Genomic DNA, 19,157 nt, shown 5'->3' with positions numbered 1-19,157 from the left:
GGTCTTGCCGGCCAAACGTCGGATAATGAGGGCCGTTTTCTCGAAGGAGCACGTATGCGAGTCGGTTTGTTCGTGACCTGCCTGGTCGACCTGATGCGCCCCGAAATCGGTTTTTCGGCGCTCAAGCTGATTCGCGACGCCGGCTACGAAGTGATCGTGCCGCCCACGCAAACGTGCTGCGGCCAGCCGGCCTACAACTCGGGCGACCGCGCGCTCGCGCGCGACCTCGCGGAAAAGACGCTGCGCGAGTTCGAGCAGTTCGATTACGTCGTCGCGCCGTCGGGCTCGTGCGGCGGGATGATCCGCGCGCACTACGGCGACCTGTTCCGCGACGATCCCGAACTGATGGGGCGCTACGTGCGGTTCCAGCAGAAAGTCCACGAACTGACCGATTTCCTCGCGAACGTCGCGAAGGTGTCGCTCGCGCCGGGTGAATTCACCGGGCCGGTCACCTATCACGACGCGTGCTCGGGCCTGCGCGAGCTCGGCGTGAAGGCGCAGCCGCGCGCGCTGCTCGCGCAGCGCGGCGTGACCGTCACCGAGATGAAGGACTGCGAGCATTGCTGCGGCTTCGGCGGCACGTTCGCGGTGAAATACGGCGACATCTCGGCGGCCATCGCGGACGAAAAATGCGCGAACGTGCGCGGGTCCGGCGCGGGCGCCGTCGTGCTCGGCGATCTCGGCTGCATGCTGAACATCGAAGGGCGGTTGCGTCGCACCGGCGACCGCGACACGCGCGTGCTGCACGTCGCGCAGGTGCTGGCGGGCGACGTCTGACGCCCGGTTCCGCTCACATTTCCCCCGATACCGCGATGCAAGTCCAATCGATGCATTTCAAGGCGCGCGCCGGCCAGAAGCTGGCCGACCAGCGCCTGCAGCAGAACCTGAAGAAGCTGTCGACGAAGTTCGTGTCCGCGCGCGCCGATGCGATGACCCTGATCGACTTCCCGGCCACGCGCGCTGCCCTCAAGGCGCGCCGCAACCGTGCGCTGGAGAATCTCGACGTGTGGCTCGAGGCGTTCGAGCGCGAGGCGACGCGGCGCGGCACGACGGTGCTGTTCGCCGAAACGACCGCGGACGCCGCCCGGCTCGTGGCCGACATCGCACGCCGGCACGACGTGAAGAAGGTCATCAAGACCAAGTCGATGGTGTCCGAGGAAATGCGCCTGAACGCGGTGCTCGCCGAGATGGGCGTGCAGTCGATCGAGACGGACCTCGGCGAATACATCCTGCAGATCAACGACAACGAGCCGCCCAGCCACATCATTGCGCCCGTCGTGCACAAGGACAAGGACGAGATCGCCGATCTGTTCGCGCGTACGCACCAGCGCGAGCGGCTCACCGAGATTCCGGACATGACGCGCGAGGCACGCGAGGTGCTGCGCCCGCATTTCATGTCGGCCGACATGGGCGTGACCGGCGGCAACTTCGTGATCGCGGAAACGGGCTCGGTCGCGATCGTGACGAACGAAGGGAACGAAGGCATGTGCACGGTCATGCCGCGCGTGCACGTCGCGGTGACGGGCATCGAGAAGGTGTTGCCCACGCTCGAGGATCTCGCGACCGCGATGCGGCTGCTGCCGCGTTCCGCGACGGGGCAGAAGACGTCGAACTATTTCTCGCTGCTGACCGGGCCGCGCGGGCCGGGCGACGAGGACGGCCCCGAGCACAACTACGTGGTGCTCGTCGACGGCGGCCGCACCGGCCTGATCGGCGGCGAATTCCAGGAGATGCTGCGCTGCATCCGCTGCGGCGCGTGCATGAACCATTGCCCGGTGTACCAGAAGGTCGGCGGTCATGCGTACGGCTGGGTCTATCCGGGCCCGATGGGATCGGTGCTGACGCCGAGCTACGTCGGGCTCGACCGCGCGCTCGACCTGCCGCAGGCGGCGACGCTGTGCGGCGAATGCGACAGCGTATGCCCGGCCGGGATTCCGTTGTCGCACCTGTTGCGCACGCTGCGCGAGAAGCAGGTCGAGCGCCACCTGCGGCCGTGGCGCGAGCGGGCGGCGCTCGCCGCGTGGGGCTTCGTCGCACGGCGGCCGATGCTGTATGCGCTGACGACGAAGCTCGCGGTGCGCATTCTCGAGCGGCTGGGCGGCGATGCCGGCACGCTGCGGCGCTTGCCGATGATGGGCGGCTGGATGGATACGCGCGACATGCCGACGCCGACCGGGCGCACGTTCCGCGAACTGTACGCGGCGTCGCAAAGCCACCTCGGCTGACACTGTTCAGCGGACGGCAACAGTGCGTTCGCTATTTGCATATTTATCTCGATAGATGCGATCTATAGAATCTCGTCTGTAGTCCCCGGAATCGGGTTTCGGGGTACGAGGTCAAGGAGGTCCGCATCATGAAAAAGACAATATCGATGTACTGGCCGCTGGCAATCGTGGTTCCGCTGGCAGCGGTTGCCTATCTGCATGCGATGGACGGTGCACCGTCGCGCGGCCCGCTCGCGGTTCACCAGGCGTCCGCCGAACTGGCGCGCGCGGTGTCGTTCGGGCTGGTCGGCGACGCGGCGCAGCCGCTGCCGGCAGCGTCCGGCGACATTGCGCTTGCTGCGCCGAAGGCGCTGTAAGGCAGGGCGCCGTCGCTTCGCGCGACGGCGCGATTTCGGCCCCCTTTGTATAATGTCGTGTTCTTCACCCACGCGGTCCGCCGCGGTTTTCCGATAGTGCGATGACCCGCGTTGCGATCTGTTTCGTCTGTCTCGGCAACATCTGCCGTTCGCCCACCGCGGAGGGCGTGATGCGTCATCAGGTCGACGCGGCCGCGTTGGCCGACCGGATCGCGATCGATTCGGCCGGCACCGGCGACTGGCACGTGGGCGAGCCGCCCGATTCGCGGGCGCAGGCGGCCGCCCGGAGCCGCGGCTACGATCTGTCGGCGCTGCGCGCGCGACAGGTGAGCGCGGCGGATTTCGAGCGGTTCGACCTGCTGCTCGCGATGGACGAAGCGAATCTCGCCGAACTGCGCCGCCGTTGCCCGCCGCAGCATCGCGACAAGGTGCGCCTGCTGATGGAGTTCGCGCCGGGCGCGACCGAAACCGAAGTGGCGGATCCGTATTTCGGCGGCGCGCAGGGCTTCGAGCGGGTGCTCGATCAGGTCGAGCGCGCCTGCGCGGGCCTGCTGGAGACGCTCCGCGCACGTACGGCGCGCTGACCGCGCAATATTCAGCGGTTTGCGAATACCCTTTCCAAGACGTGGATACTTGACTAAAAACGTCAAATATTTATACTTGACCAAAATCGTCAAGATTGCAGTCCCCTAGACACCATGAGACTCACCACTAAAGGCCGTTTCGCCGTCACGGCGATGATTGACTTGGCGCTGCGCCAGGAGCAGGGCCCGGTGACGCTTGCAGGCATCAGCCAGCGCCAGCGGATTTCGCTCTCGTATCTCGAACAGCTGTTCGGCAAGCTGCGCAGGCATGAAATCGTCGAATCCGTGCGCGGCCCGGGCGGCGGCTACAACCTCGCGCGTCGCGCGCAGGACGTCACCGTTGCCGACATCATCATCGCGGTCGATGAACCGCTCGACGCCACGCAGTGCGGCGGCAAAGGCACGTGCGACGGCTCGAAGCAGCCCGACGGCCATTGCATGACGCACGAGCTGTGGTCGACGCTGAACCAGAAGATGGTCGAATACCTCGATTCCGTGTCGCTGCAGGATCTCGTCGATCAGCAGCGCGCACGCGAAGGCGCGCCCGCGGTGCTGCGCGACCGGCGTACGCCGGAACCCGTCGCGGCGCCGGCCGAACCGGTGCGCACGATGCCGCTCGGTCCGAATTCGGTGTTCAACATCGCGAGTTCGTGAGCGCGCACGCGCCCGCCCACCCAACAATGCACATAGTCCCTGCACAGAATATCCGGAGCGACAGATGACCCAACAGACCCTCCACCTGCCCATCTACATGGATTACAGCGCGACGACGCCCGTCGATCCGCGTGTGGTCGACAAGATGGTGCCGTACCTGCGCGAGCAGTTCGGCAACCCGGCGTCGCGCAGCCACGCATACGGCTGGGGCGCGGAGCGCGCGGTCGAGGAAGCGCGCGAGCAGGTGGCTGCGCTCGTGAACGCGGATCCGCGCGAAATCATCTGGACGTCGGGCGCGACCGAGTCGGACAACCTCGCGATCAAGGGTGCCGCGAACTTCTACAAGGGCAAGGGCAAGCACATCGTCACGGTGAAGACCGAGCACAAGGCCGTGCTCGACACCTGCCGCGAACTCGAGCGCGACGGCTTCGAAGTCACCTATCTCGACGTGAAGGAAAACGGCCTGATCGATCTCGACGTGCTGAAGGCCGCGCTGCGCCCCGACACGATCCTCGTGTCGGTGATGCACGTGAACAACGAGATCGGCGTGATCCAGGACATCGAGACGATCGGCGAAATCTGCCGCGAAAAGGGCATCGTGTTCCACGTCGACGCCGCGCAGGCGACCGGCAAGGTCGAGATCGACCTCGCGAAGCTGAAGGTCGATCTGATGTCGTTCTCCGCGCACAAGACGTACGGCCCGAAGGGCATCGGCGCGCTGTACGTGCGCCGCAAGCCGCGCGTGCGCATCGAAGCGCAGATGCACGGCGGCGGCCACGAGCGCGGGATGCGTTCGGGCACGCTGCCGACGCACCAGATCGTCGGCATGGGCGAAGCGTTCCGCATCGCGCGCGAAGAAATGGCGACCGAGAACGAGCGCATCCGCATGCTGCGCGACAAGCTGCTGCGCGGCCTGTCGCAGATCGAGGAAACGTACGTGAACGGCGACATGGAGCACCGTATCCCGCACAACCTCAACATCAGCTTCAACTTCGTCGAAGGCGAGTCGCTGATCATGGCGATCAAGGACGTCGCGGTGTCGTCGGGGTCCGCGTGCACGTCGGCGTCGCTGGAGCCGTCGTACGTGCTGCGCGCGCTCGGCCGCAACGACGAGCTTGCGCACAGCTCGATCCGCTTCACGGTCGGCCGCTTCACGACGGAGCAGGAAGTCGACTACGTGATCGAGCTGCTGAACAGCAAGATCGCGAAGCTGCGCGAGCTGTCGCCGCTCTGGGAAATGCACCAGGAAGGCATCGATCTGTCGACGATCGAATGGGCCGCACACTGAACACCGCATTGAACACACGCGCGGGCGGATTCGCGCACGCAGACGCAACGAGTCAAGGAGTCTGAGTCATGTCTTACAGCAACAAGGTTCTGGATCACTACGAAAACCCGCGTAACGTCGGTTCGTTCGCGAAGGACGACGACGCGGTCGGCACGGGCATGGTCGGCGCGCCGGCGTGCGGCGACGTGATGAAGCTGCAGATCCGCGTCGGCGCGGACGGCGTGATCGAAGACGCGAAGTTCAAGACGTACGGCTGCGGTTCGGCGATCGCGTCGAGCTCGCTCGTCACCGAATGGGTGAAGGGCAAGACGCTCGACGAGGCGCTCGCGATCAAGAACACGCAGATCGCGGAAGAACTCGCGCTGCCGCCGGTGAAGATTCACTGCTCGATCCTCGCGGAAGACGCGATCAAGGCAGCCGTGGCCGACTACAAGAAGCGCCACGACGCGAAGGAAAGCGATCAGGCAGCGGCCTGACCGGGATCGCACGGCTTCTCGATACAACGCCGGGCCGCCCCAAGTTTGATTGACCCCCAGGGGCGCCTCGCGCGAAGCGACAGATTCGGGGGCGCTTGGAAGGGAACGCGGCGGGCCCGACGGCGCGCCGCGGCAAGGACATCATGGCAATTACACTGACCGAAAAAGCAGCACAGCACGTCCAGAAATACCTCGTCCGTCGCGGCAAGGGGGTGGGCCTGCGGCTTGGCGTTCGCACGACCGGGTGCTCGGGGCTCGCGTACAAGCTCGAGTATGTCGACGAGCTCGCTCCCGAGGATCAGGTGTTCGAGAGCCATGGCGTGAAGGTGGTCGTCGATCCGAAGAGCCTCGCCTATATCGACGGCACCGAGCTCGACTTCGCCCGCGAAGGCCTGAACGAAGGATTCAAGTTCAACAACCCGAACGTGAAGGACGAGTGCGGGTGCGGGGAATCGTTCCGCGTGTGACGCGGCTCCCTCCGCGCGATGCGGGCAAGAGGCGGCACGGGCCGCCTTTTTAATGTGCGGCGTTTGCCGCGCGACGAACCGGAATTCAACGCGACGATGGTTTCGCTGAAAGACAGCCATTTCGATCTGTTTCACCTGCCGGCGCAATTCGCGCTCGACGAGGCGGCGCTCGACGCCGCCTACCGGACGGTGCAGACGCAGGTGCATCCTGACCGCTTCGCGGCGGCCGGCGACGCGCAAAAGCGCATCGCGATGCAATGGGCCACCCGCGCGAACGAGGCGTACCGCACGCTGCGCGATCCGCTGAAGCGCGCGTCCTATCTGCTGTCGCTGCGCGGCGTCGACATCGGCGCGGAAAACAACACCGCGATGGAGCCTGCATTCCTGATGCAGCAGATGGAGTGGCGCGAGGGCATCGAGGATGCCGCGGCCGCCCGCAACGTCGACGCGCTCGATGCATTGCTCGCCGAGTTGCGCGACGAGAAGCGCGTGCGCGTCGAGCGCCTCGGCACGCTGCTCGACAGCGGTGCCGATCAGGCCGCCGCGGAAGCCGTGCGTCAGCTGATGTTCATCGAACGGGTCGCGTCGGAAGTGGGCGCGCAGATCGAGCGCCTCGAAACTTAACCGCGTGCCTTGCGGCACGCGCAGCAAACGGGCCGAGCGCCCGAACGAACCAAGATGGCTTTACTGCAAATTTCCGAACCGGGCATGGCGCCGGCGCCGCACCAGCGGCGGCTCGCCGTCGGGATCGATCTCGGCACGACGAACTCGCTCGTCGCCGCCGTGCGCAACAGCGTGCCTGAAGTACTGCCGGACGAAGCGGGCCGCGTGCTGCTGCCGTCGGTGGTCCGTTACCTCGAGAAGGGCGGCCGCCGCATCGGCCACGAAGCGAAGGAGCAGGCCGCGACCGATCCGCGCAACACGATCGTGTCGGTCAAGCGCTTCATGGGCCGCGGCAAGGCCGAAGTCGAAGGCGCGGCGAACGCGCCGTACGAATTCGTCGATGCGCCGGGCATGGTGCAGATCCGCACGGTCGACGGCGTGAAGAGCCCGGTCGAAGTATCGGCCGAAATTCTCGCGACGCTGCGTTATCGCGCCGAGGATTCGCTCGGCGACGAGCTGGTCGGCGCGGTGATCACGGTGCCCGCGTACTTCGACGACGCGCAGCGCCAGGCGACCAAGGATGCCGCGCGTCTCGCGGGCCTCAACGTGCTGCGCCTGCTGAACGAACCGACCGCCGCGGCGATCGCCTATGGTCTCGACAACGCGGCCGAAGGCCTTTACGCGGTGTACGACCTCGGCGGCGGCACGTTCGACCTGTCGATCCTGAAGCTGACGAAGGGCGTGTTCGAAGTGCTGGCGGCGGGCGGCGACTCGGCGCTCGGCGGCGACGATTTCGATCACGCGCTGTTCGATCACGTGCTCGCGCAGGCCGGTATCGACGCGAAGACGCTCGCGCCCGAAGACGTGCGCCTGCTGCTCGATCGCGTGCGGGGGCTGAAGGAGGCGCTGTCGTTCGCGCCGCAGGCAGCGCTCGACGTGACGCTGTCGAACGGTGCGCATCTGGTGCAGACGATTTCGCACGACACGTTCGCGTCGCTCGTCGAGCCGCTCGTGCAGCGCACGCTCGGGCCGACCCGCAAGGCGCTGCGCGATGCGCAGGTCACGCCGGCCGACATCAAGGGTGTCGTGCTCGTCGGCGGCGCGACGCGCATGCCGGTGATCCGCGATGCGGTTGCCAGGTATTTCGGCCAGCCGCCGCTCGTGAACCTCGATCCGGATCAGGTCGTCGCGCTCGGCGCGGCGATCCAGGCCGACCTGCTCGCGGGCAATCGCGGCACCGGCGACGACTGGCTGCTGCTCGACGTGATTCCGCTGTCGCTCGGTGTCGAGACGATGGGCGGCCTCGTCGAGAAGATCATTCCGCGCAACTCGACGATTCCGATCGCGCGTGCGCAGGAATTCACGACCTTCAAGGACGGCCAGACCGCGATGGCGATTCACGTCGTGCAGGGCGAGCGCGAGCTCGTCGCCGACTGCCGGTCGCTCGCGCGCTTCGAGCTGCGCGGCATTCCGCCGATGACGGCCGGTGCGGCGCGCATCCGCGTGACGTATCAGGTGGATGCGGACGGGCTGCTGTCGGTGTTCGCACGCGAGCAGCATTCGGGTGTCGAAGCGTCGGTCGTCGTGAAGCCGTCGTACGGCCTTGCCGACGACGACATCGCGAAGATGCTCGAGGACAGCTTCAAGACCGCCGAGATCGACATGCGCGCACGTGCGCTGCGCGAAGCGCAGGTCGAGGCCGAGCGGATGATCGAGGCGACGCAGGCGGCGCTGGCCGTCGACGGCGAGCTGCTCGACGACGCTGAACGCGCGCAGATCGACACGCTCGTCGCGGCGCTGCGCACGGTCGCGCAGGGCGACGATGCGGACGCGATCGAAACGGCGACGAAGACGCTCGCCGACGGCACCGACGAGTTCGCCGCGCGCCGGATGGACAAGAGCATCAAGCGCGCGCTGTCGGGCCGGCGCCTCGACGAGATCTGAACGAACGACCTGCACGCGGGCCGGCGACGGCCCGCGCGATATTGAACCGTGCGGCGCTAGCCGCCGCACCCTGACTGACGGAACGGACATGCCTCAACTGGTGGTGCTGCCTCACGTCGAACTGTGCCCGGACGGCGCAGTGATCGACGCGACGCCCGGCAAGAGTATTTGCGACAACCTGCTCGACAACGGGATCGAGATCGAACATGCGTGCGAGAAGTCGTGCGCGTGCACGACGTGCCACGTGGTGATTCGCGAGGGTTTCAACGATCTCGAGCCGTCCGAAGAGGATGAGGACGATCTGCTGGACAAGGCGTGGGGCCTCGAGCCGACGTCGCGCCTGTCGTGCCAGGCGATCGTGAAGGAAGATTCGGACCTGGTGGTCGAGATTCCGAAGTACTCGATCAACCACGCGAAGGAAAATCACTGACAGGAACCGGAGGCAGGCGATGAAATGGACCGATTCGCGTGAAATAGCCATTGCGCTGGCGGAAAAGTACCCGGACATCGACCCGCAGCGGATCAACTTCGTCGATCTGCGCCAGTGGGTGCTCGAACTCGACGGCTTCGCCGACGATCCCGCGCACTCCGGCGAGAAGATCCTCGAGGCGATCCAGGCGCACTGGATCGACGAATCGGATTTCGACGACGAAGACTGACCGACCGGTCACGGCATGCGCTGCAACGGCGCACGCCGCGCCCATGAAAAACGGCTCGTGAGCGTTTGCTCGCGAGCCGTTTTCGTTTTGGGCGGACTGCCCGCGCACGATGCGCGGGCGGGGGCGTCGGCGATGACGCGCAGGTGCTTACGCGCCGACCAGCGTGCCGTTCTCGATCCGCACGCGCTGGCCCTGACCGAACGGCGGCGGGTTGTGGTACGTGAACGTGCGCGTTGCGCCGCTTTCCATCTGCACTTGCACTTGATAGTCCGTTTCCGCGCGCACCTGCTTCTCGACCTGGTTGCCGGCGAGACCGCCGCCGAGCGCGCCGATGATCGTCATCGCGGTGCGGCCGTTGCCGTGACCGAACTGGTTGCCGAGCAGGCCGCCGGCGGCCGCGCCGCCGACCGCACCGATCCCGGAGCTCTGGCCCGGCGTGCGCGTCTGCGTGATCGCGACGACCGTGCCGCAGCTCTGGCAGTAGGTTTGCGCGGGCGCCGACGGCTGCTGCGCGTATTGCGGCGGCTGCGGGGCGGCCGTGTGATGGCGATGCGGCGCAGCCGGGCGCGGCGCCGGCTTCGGTTCGGCTTGCGCGACGGCGGCCTTCTGCTGGGCGGCGGCCTGTTCTGCTGCCTGTCGCTGCGCTTGCGCGGCCAGTGCGGCGCTGGCAGCCGCGGCCGTGTCGACGGCCGGCTGCGACGCGATCAGCGCGGCCTGGGTCTGGCCGTTCTGTTCATTGCTGCTGCTGGCCTTCGGGAATACGCCCGTGATCGCTGCCGTCGCCGCGAGGCTGGCGACGATGACGGCGCCGGCCGCGGTGGCGATGAGCGGGTGGAGGCGTTGCTTTTGCGGCGTGGTCTGATTCTGGTTGTCCATTTTGTTCTCCAATGTCGATCCGGATCGGCACACTGCGCCGGAGCAGGATCCCACGCTCGGGAGCGAGCAGACTTGGCGTTCCGGCGCCTCGTTCTGGTCCCGTGGTCATGCGTGGTGACGCAACAGGAGTGTCGTCCACGGCCGAGCGGTGCGCCGTATCAAGGTGTAACGAATTGCAGCACGGCTGCGGCGGGCGCCATCGGGAAAACCCGGAGAAGGCCGGTGCGACGAGGGAATAAAACGGGGGAGGAGCGAAAGCCGGCGAACGCCGGCGGGCAGGATTTACGCGCGGTTACAAAGCCGCTCCGTATGCACCGCGTGGCGCGGCGCATACGGGGGCACGGCGTCAGTCTTCGCGGCGCAGATGCGGGAACAGCAGCACGTCGCGGATCGTCGGGCTGTCGGTCAGCAGCATCACGAGACGGTCGATGCCGATCCCGCAGCCGCCCGTCGGAGGCATCCCGTATTCGAGCGCGCGGATGTAGTCGGCGTCGAAGAACATCGCTTCCTCGTCGCCTGCATCCTTTTTCTCGACCTGCTTCTTGAAGCGCGCGGCCTGGTCTTCCGGGTCGTTCAGCTCCGAGAAGCCGTTCGCGATCTCGCGGCCGGTCATGAAAAGCTCGAAACGCTCGGTGATGCCCGGCACCGTATCCGATGCGCGCGCGAGCGGCGACACCTCGACCGGATAGTCGATGATGAACGTCGGTTCCCACAGCTGCGCTTCGGCCGTTTCCTCGAACAGCGCGAGCTGCAGCGCGCCGACGCCGGCGTTCAGGAACGCCGGCTGCGACACGTCGACGCCCAGGCGCTTCAGTTCGGTACGCAGGAACGCGTCGTCCGACAGCTGGCCGTCGGTGTAGTTCGGTGCGTACTTCTGGATGGCCTGGGTGATCGTCAGGCGATGGAACGGCTTCGCGAGGTCGAGCTCGCGGCCCTGGTACTGGATCGTCGCGGTGCCGAGCGCATCGATCGCCGCCTGACGGATCAGTTGCTCGGTGAAGTCCATCAGCCAGCGGTAGTCGGTGTACGCGGCGTAGAACTCCATCATCGTGAATTCCGGGTTGTGACGCGGCGACACGCCTTCGTTCCGGAAATTGCGGTTGATCTCGAACACGCGCTCGAAGCCGCCGACGATCAGGCGCTTCAGGTACAGCTCCGGCGCGATGCGCAGGAACATCTGCATGTCGAGCGCATTGTGATGCGTGACGAACGGCTTCGCGGCCGCGCCGCCCGGGATCGGGTGCAGCATCGGCGTTTCGACTTCCATGAACTCGGCGTTGTCCATGAACTTGCGGATCGACGCGATCGTCTTCGTGCGGGCGCGGAACGTGTCGCGCGTTTCCGGCGTGACGATCAGGTCGACGTAGCGCTGGCGGTAGCGCATTTCCTGGTCGGACAGGCCGTGGAACTTGTCCGGCAGCGGCCGCAGCGCCTTCGACAGCAGGCGCAGCTCCTTGCACTGGACCGACAGCTCGCCCTTGTTGGTGCGGAACAGCACGCCGCGCGCGGCGACGATGTCGCCGAGGTCCCACTTCTTGAACGCGTCGTAGGTGTCGGCGCCGACGTCGTTCGGCGTCACGAAGAACTGGATCTGGCCCGACCCGTCCTGCACCGTCGCGAAGCTCGCCTTGCCCATCACGCGCTTGAGCATCATGCGGCCGGCCACCGACACCTCGACCGGGTTCGCTTCGAGCGCGGCCTTGTCCGAATCGGCGAATTTGGCCTGCAGGTCGGCTGCGTGATGCTCGGGCCGGAAGTCGTTCGGATAGGCGACGCCTTGCTCGCGCAACGCGCGCAGCTTCTCGCGGCGCTCGGCGATGATCTGGTTGTCGTCCGCCGTGACGGCGGGCTGCGTTTGGGTCGATTCGGTCATGATGGTCGGAATTCGGAGTGGGGTGCGGCAACGCGAACGGAAAGGGCGGCGCGGACAGGCCGCGCCGCGGCGCTTACACGCCCTGTTTGAGGCTCGCGCTGATGAAGTCGTCGAGGTCGCCGTCGAGCACCGCCCGCGTGTTGCTCATTTCGACGTTCGTGCGCAGGTCCTTCACGCGGCTCTGGTCGAGCACGTACGAGCGGATCTGGTGGCCCCAGCCCACATCGGTCTTGCTCGATTCGAGCTTGTCCTGCTCGGCCTGGCGCTTGCGCATTTCGACTTCGTACAGGCGCGACTTCAGCATCGCCATCGCTTCGGCGCGGTTGCGGTGCTGCGAGCGGTCGTTCTGGCACTGCACGACGATCCCCGTCGGCATGTGCGTGATCCGCACCGCGGAGTCGGTCTTGTTGATGTGCTGGCCACCCGCGCCCGACGCGCGGTACGTGTCGATGCGCAGGTCCGCCGGGTTGATCTCGACTTCGATCGAGTCGTCGATTTCCGGATAGACGAACACCGACGAGAACGACGTGTGGCGGCCGCCCGACGAGTCGAACGGCGACTTGCGCACGAGGCGGTGGATGCCCGTTTCGGTACGCAGGAAGCCGTATGCGTATTCGCCCGTGACCTTGACCGTCGCGTTCTTGATGCCGGCGACGTCGCCGTCGGACTCTTCGAGTACCTCGGCCTTGAAGCCCTTGCGTTCGCAGTAGCGCAGGTACTGGCGCAGCAGCATCGACGCCCAGTCGCATGCCTCGGTGCCGCCGGCGCCGGCTTGGATGTCGATGAAGCAGTTGTTCGGATCGGCCGGGTTCGAGAACATCCGGCGGAACTCGATGTCGCCGACGCGCGCTTCGAGCTTCGCGGCGTCCTCCTCCGACGCGAGCAGCGTATCCTCGTCGCCTTCCTCGCGTGCCAGCTCGAACAGGTCGAGCGCGTCGCGCAGGTCGCTATCGAGCGCGGTGAGCGTCATGACGACGCCTTCGAGCAGCTTCTTCTCGCGGCCGAGCGCCTGGGCGTTCTTCGAATCGTTCCAGACGTTCGGGTCTTCGAGTTCCTTGTTGACTTCGGTCAGACGCGCAGCTTTGGCGTCGTAGTCAAAGATACCCCCGAAGCTCGCCCGCGCGATTGCGCAGGTCGAGCAGGGAGCTTTCGATCGCGTTGAGACGTTCCGCTTCCATGATCGTTCGCTGTTCCGGCTTCGTAAAAAAGCGGAATTATAGCCGATCGGCAGGGTTGCCCGGTGACGCAAACGGTGCCTGCACGCGTGTCGACGGCCCCGTCCGGCGCGGCGCGCACGTGTGCGGCGGCGCGTCGCGGGCCGGGCGGCGTGCTCAACCGGCCGCGTGTTCGACGACCAACTGGACGCGCGTGACGCCGTTCCACGTATCGGCGACGAGCCGGTACGCGACCAGCGCGCTCGCCGGCAGCGGCTCGGTGTGGTTGAACCAGATCGCATTGAAGCGCTGGCGGCCGCGCGCAAGCTGCAGCTTCAGGTGCTTTTCCTTCACGAGCGACTGCGACACGACGTCGAATTCCCCCGAGAAAAGCGGGGCCGGAAACCCTTGTCCCCAGACGGCCTCGTCGAGCAGGCCGACGAACTGCGGCGTGAAGTACGCGTCCTCGAGTTCGCCGTCGGTCTCGATCACGCGGGCGAGCGCGTCGTCGGACAGCCATTCGCGCGCAACGGCTTCGAACGCGGCCGCGAAGCGCGGCACGTTTTCGGTGTCGAGCGTGAGGCCGGCCGCCATCGCATGGCCGCCGAACGCGACGATCAGGTCCGGTTCGCGTTTCGAGACGAGGTCGAGCGCGTCGCGCAGGTGAAAGCCCGCGATCGACCGGCCGGACCCCTTGACCCGCTTGCCTTCGTCGTCGGCATGCGCGAACGTGAACGACGGGCGGTGGAATTTTTCCTTGAGCCGGCCGGCGACGATGCCGATCACGCCCTGGTGCCACGCGGGATTGAACAGCGTGATCGTGCACGCGTCGGCCGGATCGACGTCGGCGAGATCGGCGAGCGCCTGCTGCTGCATGCCGGCCTCGATTTCGCGGCGCTCGCGGTTCATCGCGTCGAGCTGCTGCGCGAGATCCCACGCGTGGCCGATGTCGTCGGTGATCAGGCATTCGATGCCGAGCGACATGTCGGACAGCCGTCCGGCGGCGTTCAGGCGCGGGCCGAGGCCGAAGCCGAGGTCGAAGCCCGACGCGGTGCGCGCGTCGCGCGCGGCGGCGCGGAACAGCGCGGCGACACCCGGCTGCATGCGGCCGTTGCGGATGCGCTGCAGCCCCTGCGCGACGAGCACGCGGTTGTTGCCGTCGAGCCGCACGACGTCGGCGACGGTGCCGAGCGCGACGAGGTCGAGCAGGCCGTCGAGGCGCGGCTCGGCTTCCTTGCTCGCGAACGCGCCGCGGCGGCGCAGCTCGGCGCGCAGCGCGAGCAGCACGTAGAACATCACGCCGACGCCGGCGAGGTGCTTGCTCGGGAACGCGCAGCCCGGCTGGTTCGGGTTGACGATCGCGCGCGCGGCGGGCAGCGCGTCGCCGGGCAGGTGGTGATCGGTCACGAGCACGTCGATGCCGCGCGCGTTCGCGGCTTCGACGCCGGCGACGCTCGCGATCCCGTTGTCGACGGTGATCAGCAGGTCGGGCTTGCGCGCGGCCGCGAGCTCGACGATCTCGGGCGTGAGGCCGTAGCCGTATTCGAAGCGGTTCGGCACCAGGTAGTCGATCTGCGCGCCGAACATCCGCAGGCCGCGCACCGCGACCGCGCAGGCGGTCGCGCCGTCGCAGTCGTAGTCGGCGACGACCAGCAGGCGCCGCTTGTCGGCGATCGCGTCGGCGAGCAGCACCGCCGCATCGGCGCAGCCTTTCAGCTCGGTGGGCGGCACGAGGCGCGCGAGCGCGGTCTCGATGTCGACGGGCGACTGCACGCCGCGCGACGCGTACAGGCGCGCGAGGACAGGGTGCAGGCCGTGGCGCGCGAGCGCTTCGGCGTCGGCGGGCGCGACGGGGCGGGTAACGATCCGGGTCATACGGGTTGGCGTTGTTATTCGAACAGGGAGGCGAGCGCGCGGCGGCGCCAGAACTTGCGCAGATCGCCGCGGGTCGCATGCAGCGTCACGGAGCTCGTGTCGCCGCACAGCGTGAAATCGACGGCCGCCAACTCGCCGTTCTGCAGCGCGGCGAGCGCCGGCGCGAACCAGTCGCGCTCGAGCGCGGCGAGCCCGTCGTGCCAGCGCGCCCAGTCCTGCTCGATGAACGGGGTGGTCAGCGCCGGCAGCTCGACGAGCGTCGCGCCATCGGCGGCCGGCAGCGCGCCGAACGTCGCGGGCGGGCGGCCCGCTTCGGATTGCGCGGCGCGCGCGAGGCCGAGTGCGGCGGGCGACGCGGACAGCACGCGTGCGAACGGCTTGCCGACCGGCTTCAGCGTGCCCTGTGCATGGAACCAGATCGAATTGACGGCCGGCAACCCACGGGCCTCGCGGGCTTCGTTCACCGGATGCTGGAACCACGCCATCTGCACTTCGTTCTGCAGTTTCATCCACATCCGCGAGCGCTCGCCCGTATGTGCCTCGTGAGGCAGCCAGATCTCGATGTTGCGGCCGCTGGCGCGCAGCGGCGCGGCGCCGGCGAGGCGCGCAAGCTGGTCGCTCGACAGATACCAGCGCGCCGGGTTCGGCGCTTCGAGCCGCACGCCCAGCTCCTCGATCAGCGGCCGCGCGACCGCGAGCAGCGCGGCTGCGTCGCCGTCGTCGAGCGCGAGGGCGGCCGGATCGACGAGCACCAGGTGATCGTGCGCGATTTCGACGTGCACGGGCTCGACGCACGCCCATGCATGCGCGCCGGGATCGCCGCCGTCGGCCAGCAGCATGTAGGGCGCGAGCGGCGCCTCGTCCGCGGCGTTGCCTTGCGTGGCGCCGAACCGGCTTGCCAGCCAGCGTTCGTGCGGCAGCGTGCGCTGGAAGTCCTCGCCGGCCACGCGCTCGACGAGGCTCGCGCGGGCGAGCAACTTTTGGAGCGCGGGGCTGTCCAGCGTGTGCAGGGACGAGGCCGCATCGGCCGCCGACGGCAGCGCGAACGGAACGAGAAAATGGAGGCGTCGGTCGTGCATGATGGTGCGCATTGTATGGCAAACTGCGCGCGTGATCGGGCCGGCCGACGGCCCGTTCGCGTCCGGCGACCGTTTTTTCGCTCGCGCCCGGGCGGCTGCCGCCGGATGGCGGTCCGGCCGCGGGCCGCCATCCCCGCCGTAACCAGCAGAAAGGATTCGCTTGAAACTTCCGTACGAATGGCAAATCGGCTGGCGCTACACGCGCGCCGGCAAACGCACGACCGGCAACGGCTTCATTTCCTTCATCGCGCTCGTCTCGATGCTCGGGATCGCGCTCGGCGTCGCGGCGCTGATCGTCGTGCTGTCGGTGATGAACGGCTTCCAGAAGGAAGTGCGCGACCGCATGCTGTCGGTGCTCGCGCACGTCGAGGTGTTCTCGCCGACGGGTTCGATGCCCGACTGGCAACTGACCGCGCAGGAAGCGCGCCGCAATCCGTCGGTGATCGGCGCGGCGCCGTACGTCGACGCGCAGGCGCTGCTCACGCGCCAGGACTCGGTGAGCGGCGTGATGCTGCGCGGGATCGAGCCGTCGCTCGAACCGCAGGTGTCGGACATCGGCAAGGACATGAAGGCAGGCAAGCTCGATGCGCTCGTGCCGGGCCAGTTCGGCATCGTGCTCGGCGACGCGCTCGCCGGCAACCTCGGCGTGACGGTCGGCGACAAGGTCACGCTCGTCGCGCCCGAAGGGTCGATCACGCCGGCCGGCATGATGCCGCGCCTGAAGCAGTTCACGGTCGTCGGCGTGTTCGAATCGGGCCACTACGAATACGACAGCACGCTCGCGATGATCAACATCCGCGACGCCGAGGCGTTGTTCCGGATGAGCGCGCCGACCGGCGTGCGGCTGCGGCTCACCGACATGCAGAAGGCGCCGCAGGTCGCGGTCGAGCTGTCGCATACGCTGTCGGGCAGCCTGTACATTCGCGACTGGACCCAGCAGAACAAGACCTGGTTCTCGGCCGTGCAGATCGAGAAGCGGATGATGTTCATCATCCTCACGCTGATCATCGCGGTGGCCGCGTTCAACCTCGTGTCGTCGCTCGTGATGACGGTGACCAACAAGCAGGCCGACATCGCGATCCTGCGCACGCTCGGCGCGCAGCCGGGGTCGATCATGAAGATTTTCGTCGTGCAGGGCGTGACGATCGGCTTCGTCGGCACCGCGTCCGGCGTCGCGCTCGGCTGCCTGATCGCATGGAGCATCCCGTGGCTGATCCCGATGATCGAGCACCTGTTCGGCGTGCAGTTCCTGCCGCCGTCCGTGTACTTCATCAGCGAACTGCCGTCCGAACTCGTCGCGAGCGACGTGATCCGGATCGGGTTGATCGCGTTCGCGCTGTCGGCCGTCGCCACGCTCTATCCGAGCTGGCGCGGCGCGAAGGTGAAGCCCGCGGAGGCGCTCCGCTATGAATGACCGCGCGACCGCATTCGCGGATTCACGACAACGACAACACAACAGACAGGATTCGGCAGGTATGCAGGAATACGTGCTTCAGGCGCGCGGGATCACGAAGGCGTTCGTGCAGGGCGGCTTCAACGTGCAGGTGCTCAACAACACCGAGCTGACGGTGCGGCGCGGCGAGAAACTCGCGGTCGTCGGCGCGTCGGGCTCCGGCAAGAGCACGCTGCTGCACGTGCTGGGCGGGCTCGACGAGCCGAGCGCCGGCGAAGTGTCGCTGCTCGGCAAGCCGTTTACGCAACTCGCCGAGCGCGAGCGCAACGAGCTGCGCAACCGCGCGCTCGGCTTCGTCTACCAGTTCCATCATCTGCTGCCCGAGTTCACGGCGCTCGACAACGTCGCGATGCCGCTGCGCATCCGCCGGATGACGACCGAGGACGCGCGCGCGCAGGCACAGGCGATGCTCGAACGCGTCGGTCTCGGCCCGCGTGCGAAGCACCGGCCGGGCGAGCTGTCGGGCGGCGAGCGGCAGCGTGTCGCGATTGCGCGCGCACTGGTCACGAAGCCGGCGTGCGTGCTCGCCGACGAGCCGACCGGCAACCTCGACGGCACGACGGCCGACACGGTGTTCAACCTGATGCTCGAGCTGTCCGAGACGCTCGAAACGAGTTTCGTGATCGTCACGCACGATCCCGATCTCGCCGCGCGCTGCGACCGCATCATGCGGCTGCGCGACGGGGTGCTGCACGAGGAGCCGGCGCTGCCGGCGTAAGAAGCAACGCGCGTGCGGCCGGTCGCCGGCTCGTCCGGCACGGCGCAACGGCGCAGGACCGCTGCCATGTGGATCGACACGCACTGCCATCTCGATGCCGCCGAGTTCGACGCCGACCGCGACGCGGTCGCGCAGGCTGCGCGCGCGGCCGGCGTGTCGCGCATCGTGATCCCGAGCATCGGGCGCGACAACTTCACGACGGTGCGCGAACTCGCGCACCGCACGCCGGGCGCGGTGTACGCGCTCGGCATCCATCCGATGTATACGCCGCAAGCGCGCGATGCGGATCTCGACCGGCTGCGCATGGAGATCGAGGCGAGTCTCGACGATCCGCGTTTCGTCGCGATCGGCGAGATCGGGCTCGACTATTTCGTGCCGGGCCTCGACGAAGACCGGCAGCAGTTCTTCTACCAGGGCCAGCTCAGGCTGGCGCGGGAATTCGATCTGCCGGTGCTCTGCCACGTGCGCAAGTCGCAGGACCGCGTGCTGGCCGGGCTGCGCCGTTTCGGCGTACGGCGCGGCATCGCGCATGCGTTCAACGGCAGTTTCCAGCAGGCCGACGCGTATCTTGCGCAGGGGCTGCATCTCGGCTTCGGCGGCAACGTGACCTTCACGCGCGCGCGGCAGATCCGCCGGCTCGCCGCCGAATTGCCGCTCGACGCGCTCGTCGTCGAGACCGACGCGCCCGACATCGCGCCCGAATGGGCATACAAATCCCGCAATACGCCCGACCAGGTGCCGCGCATCGGCGGCGTGCTCGCCGAACTGCGCGGGCTCGATGCCGGCGAATTGTCCCTATGCACTTCGGCTAACGCGCTCGCCGCGCTGCCGCGACTCGCGCTTTCGTCCGCATAATCGTTGCCGGAAGGCGCC

At 67.4% G+C, this 19,157-nt stretch carries 20 protein-coding genes; 15 read left to right on the top strand and 5 right to left on the bottom strand.

The annotated features are described in order from the left end of the window. Window positions 1-54: 54 nt before the first annotated feature. From WS54_RS24110 to iscX, 12 genes are all read left to right on the top strand, one after another. Entirely contained in the window at window positions 55-777 is a 723-nt protein-coding gene (locus WS54_RS24110; protein WP_034207757.1) for a (Fe-S)-binding protein, read from the top strand. Window positions 778-812: 35 nt separating this feature from the next. After that, window positions 813-2,225 (top strand): lactate utilization protein B, encoded by a 1,413-nt coding sequence (locus WS54_RS24105; RefSeq protein WP_034207756.1) that lies wholly within the window; start codon window positions 813-815, stop codon window positions 2,223-2,225. A 128-nt stretch (window positions 2,226-2,353) separates the two neighbouring features. Continuing rightward, window positions 2,354-2,581: a hypothetical protein gene (locus WS54_RS24100; protein ID WP_034207755.1), complete on the top strand. Its 228-nt coding sequence runs from the start codon at window positions 2,354-2,356 to the stop codon at window positions 2,579-2,581. A 101-nt stretch (window positions 2,582-2,682) separates the two neighbouring features. Beyond that, a complete protein-coding gene (locus WS54_RS24095) occupies window positions 2,683-3,165 on the top strand; it encodes a low molecular weight protein-tyrosine-phosphatase (RefSeq protein WP_034207754.1) in 483 nt (160 codons plus the stop codon). A gap of 114 nt (window positions 3,166-3,279) precedes the next feature. Then, a complete protein-coding gene (gene iscR / locus WS54_RS24090) occupies window positions 3,280-3,819 on the top strand; it encodes a Fe-S cluster assembly transcriptional regulator IscR (RefSeq protein WP_009691731.1) in 540 nt (179 codons plus the stop codon). Window positions 3,820-3,883: 64 nt separating this feature from the next. Beyond that, on the top strand, window positions 3,884-5,107 hold the full coding sequence (locus WS54_RS24085; protein ID WP_034207753.1) for an IscS subfamily cysteine desulfurase: 1,224 nt from the start codon (window positions 3,884-3,886) through the stop codon (window positions 5,105-5,107). Window positions 5,108-5,175: 68 nt separating this feature from the next. Continuing rightward, on the top strand, window positions 5,176-5,583 hold the full coding sequence (gene iscU / locus WS54_RS24080; RefSeq protein ID WP_034207752.1) for a Fe-S cluster assembly scaffold IscU: 408 nt from the start codon (window positions 5,176-5,178) through the stop codon (window positions 5,581-5,583). A gap of 143 nt (window positions 5,584-5,726) precedes the next feature. Continuing rightward, window positions 5,727-6,050, top strand: a complete 324-nt coding sequence (gene iscA / locus WS54_RS24075) for an iron-sulfur cluster assembly protein IscA (RefSeq protein WP_011885413.1) — start codon at window positions 5,727-5,729, stop codon at window positions 6,048-6,050. Window positions 6,051-6,146: 96 nt separating this feature from the next. Further along, entirely contained in the window at window positions 6,147-6,674 is a 528-nt protein-coding gene (gene hscB / locus WS54_RS24070; protein WP_011549462.1) for a Fe-S protein assembly co-chaperone HscB, read from the top strand. A gap of 54 nt (window positions 6,675-6,728) precedes the next feature. Next, window positions 6,729-8,597: a Fe-S protein assembly chaperone HscA gene (gene hscA, locus WS54_RS24065; protein WP_034207751.1), complete on the top strand. Its 1,869-nt coding sequence runs from the start codon at window positions 6,729-6,731 to the stop codon at window positions 8,595-8,597. Window positions 8,598-8,685: 88 nt separating this feature from the next. After that, window positions 8,686-9,027 carry an ISC system 2Fe-2S type ferredoxin gene (fdx, locus tag WS54_RS24060; RefSeq protein WP_040144570.1) on the top strand — a complete coding sequence of 114 codons (342 nt, stop codon included), beginning with the start codon at window positions 8,686-8,688 and terminating at the stop codon, window positions 9,025-9,027. A 19-nt stretch (window positions 9,028-9,046) separates the two neighbouring features. Continuing rightward, the gene (iscX, locus tag WS54_RS24055) at window positions 9,047-9,256 is read left to right on the top strand and encodes a Fe-S cluster assembly protein IscX (protein WP_034207749.1); all 210 of its coding nucleotides are present in this window, start codon (window positions 9,047-9,049) and stop codon (window positions 9,254-9,256) included. A gap of 147 nt (window positions 9,257-9,403) precedes the next feature. Here iscX and WS54_RS24050 read toward each other — a convergent pair whose 3' ends face one another. The 5 genes from WS54_RS24050 to WS54_RS24030 all read right to left on the bottom strand — a co-directional run bounded on the left by WS54_RS24050 (window position 9,404) and on the right by WS54_RS24030 (window position 16,125). Beyond that, on the bottom strand, window positions 9,404-10,132 hold the full coding sequence (locus tag WS54_RS24050; protein ID WP_034207748.1) for a glycine zipper 2TM domain-containing protein: 729 nt from the start codon (window positions 10,130-10,132) through the stop codon (window positions 9,404-9,406). 346 nt (window positions 10,133-10,478) lie between these two features. Then, window positions 10,479-12,005, bottom strand: coding sequence for a lysine--tRNA ligase (gene lysS, locus WS54_RS24045; protein WP_059782939.1), 1,527 nt, complete (start codon window positions 12,003-12,005; stop codon window positions 10,479-10,481). Window positions 12,006-12,078: 73 nt separating this feature from the next. Continuing rightward, a protein-coding gene (gene prfB / locus WS54_RS24040) for a peptide chain release factor 2 (protein ID WP_108041952.1) occupies window positions 12,079-13,183 on the bottom strand; the annotation gives its coding sequence in 2 pieces (ribosomal slippage) (window positions 12,079-13,101 and window positions 13,103-13,183; 1,104 coding nt in all). Window positions 13,184-13,336: 153 nt separating this feature from the next. Then, window positions 13,337-15,034 (bottom strand): single-stranded-DNA-specific exonuclease RecJ, encoded by a 1,698-nt coding sequence (recJ, locus tag WS54_RS24035; protein WP_034207746.1) that lies wholly within the window; start codon window positions 15,032-15,034, stop codon window positions 13,337-13,339. Between the two features lie 14 nt (window positions 15,035-15,048). Then, a complete protein-coding gene (locus WS54_RS24030) occupies window positions 15,049-16,125 on the bottom strand; it encodes a hypothetical protein (RefSeq protein WP_034207745.1) in 1,077 nt (358 codons plus the stop codon). A gap of 148 nt (window positions 16,126-16,273) precedes the next feature. On the opposite strand from WS54_RS24030, the gene WS54_RS24025 reads away from it, so the two are divergent. The 3 genes from WS54_RS24025 to WS54_RS24015 all read left to right on the top strand — a co-directional run bounded on the left by WS54_RS24025 (window position 16,274) and on the right by WS54_RS24015 (window position 19,139). Next, entirely contained in the window at window positions 16,274-17,527 is a 1,254-nt protein-coding gene (locus tag WS54_RS24025; protein WP_034207744.1) for a lipoprotein-releasing ABC transporter permease subunit, read from the top strand. Further along, the gene (gene lolD / locus WS54_RS24020; RefSeq protein WP_179950249.1) at window positions 17,520-18,284 is read left to right on the top strand and encodes a lipoprotein-releasing ABC transporter ATP-binding protein LolD; all 765 of its coding nucleotides are present in this window, start codon (window positions 17,520-17,522) and stop codon (window positions 18,282-18,284) included. Before WS54_RS24025 ends, lolD begins: the two co-directional genes overlap by 8 nt. A 66-nt stretch (window positions 18,285-18,350) precedes the next feature. Continuing rightward, window positions 18,351-19,139, top strand: coding sequence for a TatD family hydrolase (locus WS54_RS24015; RefSeq protein WP_034207742.1), 789 nt, complete (start codon window positions 18,351-18,353; stop codon window positions 19,137-19,139). Window positions 19,140-19,157: the final 18 nt, after the last annotated feature.

This window comes from Burkholderia sp. NRF60-BP8 (assembly GCF_001522585.2).
In the GTDB taxonomy this organism is placed as follows: Bacteria; Pseudomonadota; Gammaproteobacteria; order Burkholderiales; family Burkholderiaceae; genus Burkholderia.
The sequence above is the reverse complement of the archived record's forward strand: the minus strand, read 5'-3'. Positions and strand labels throughout refer to the sequence as shown.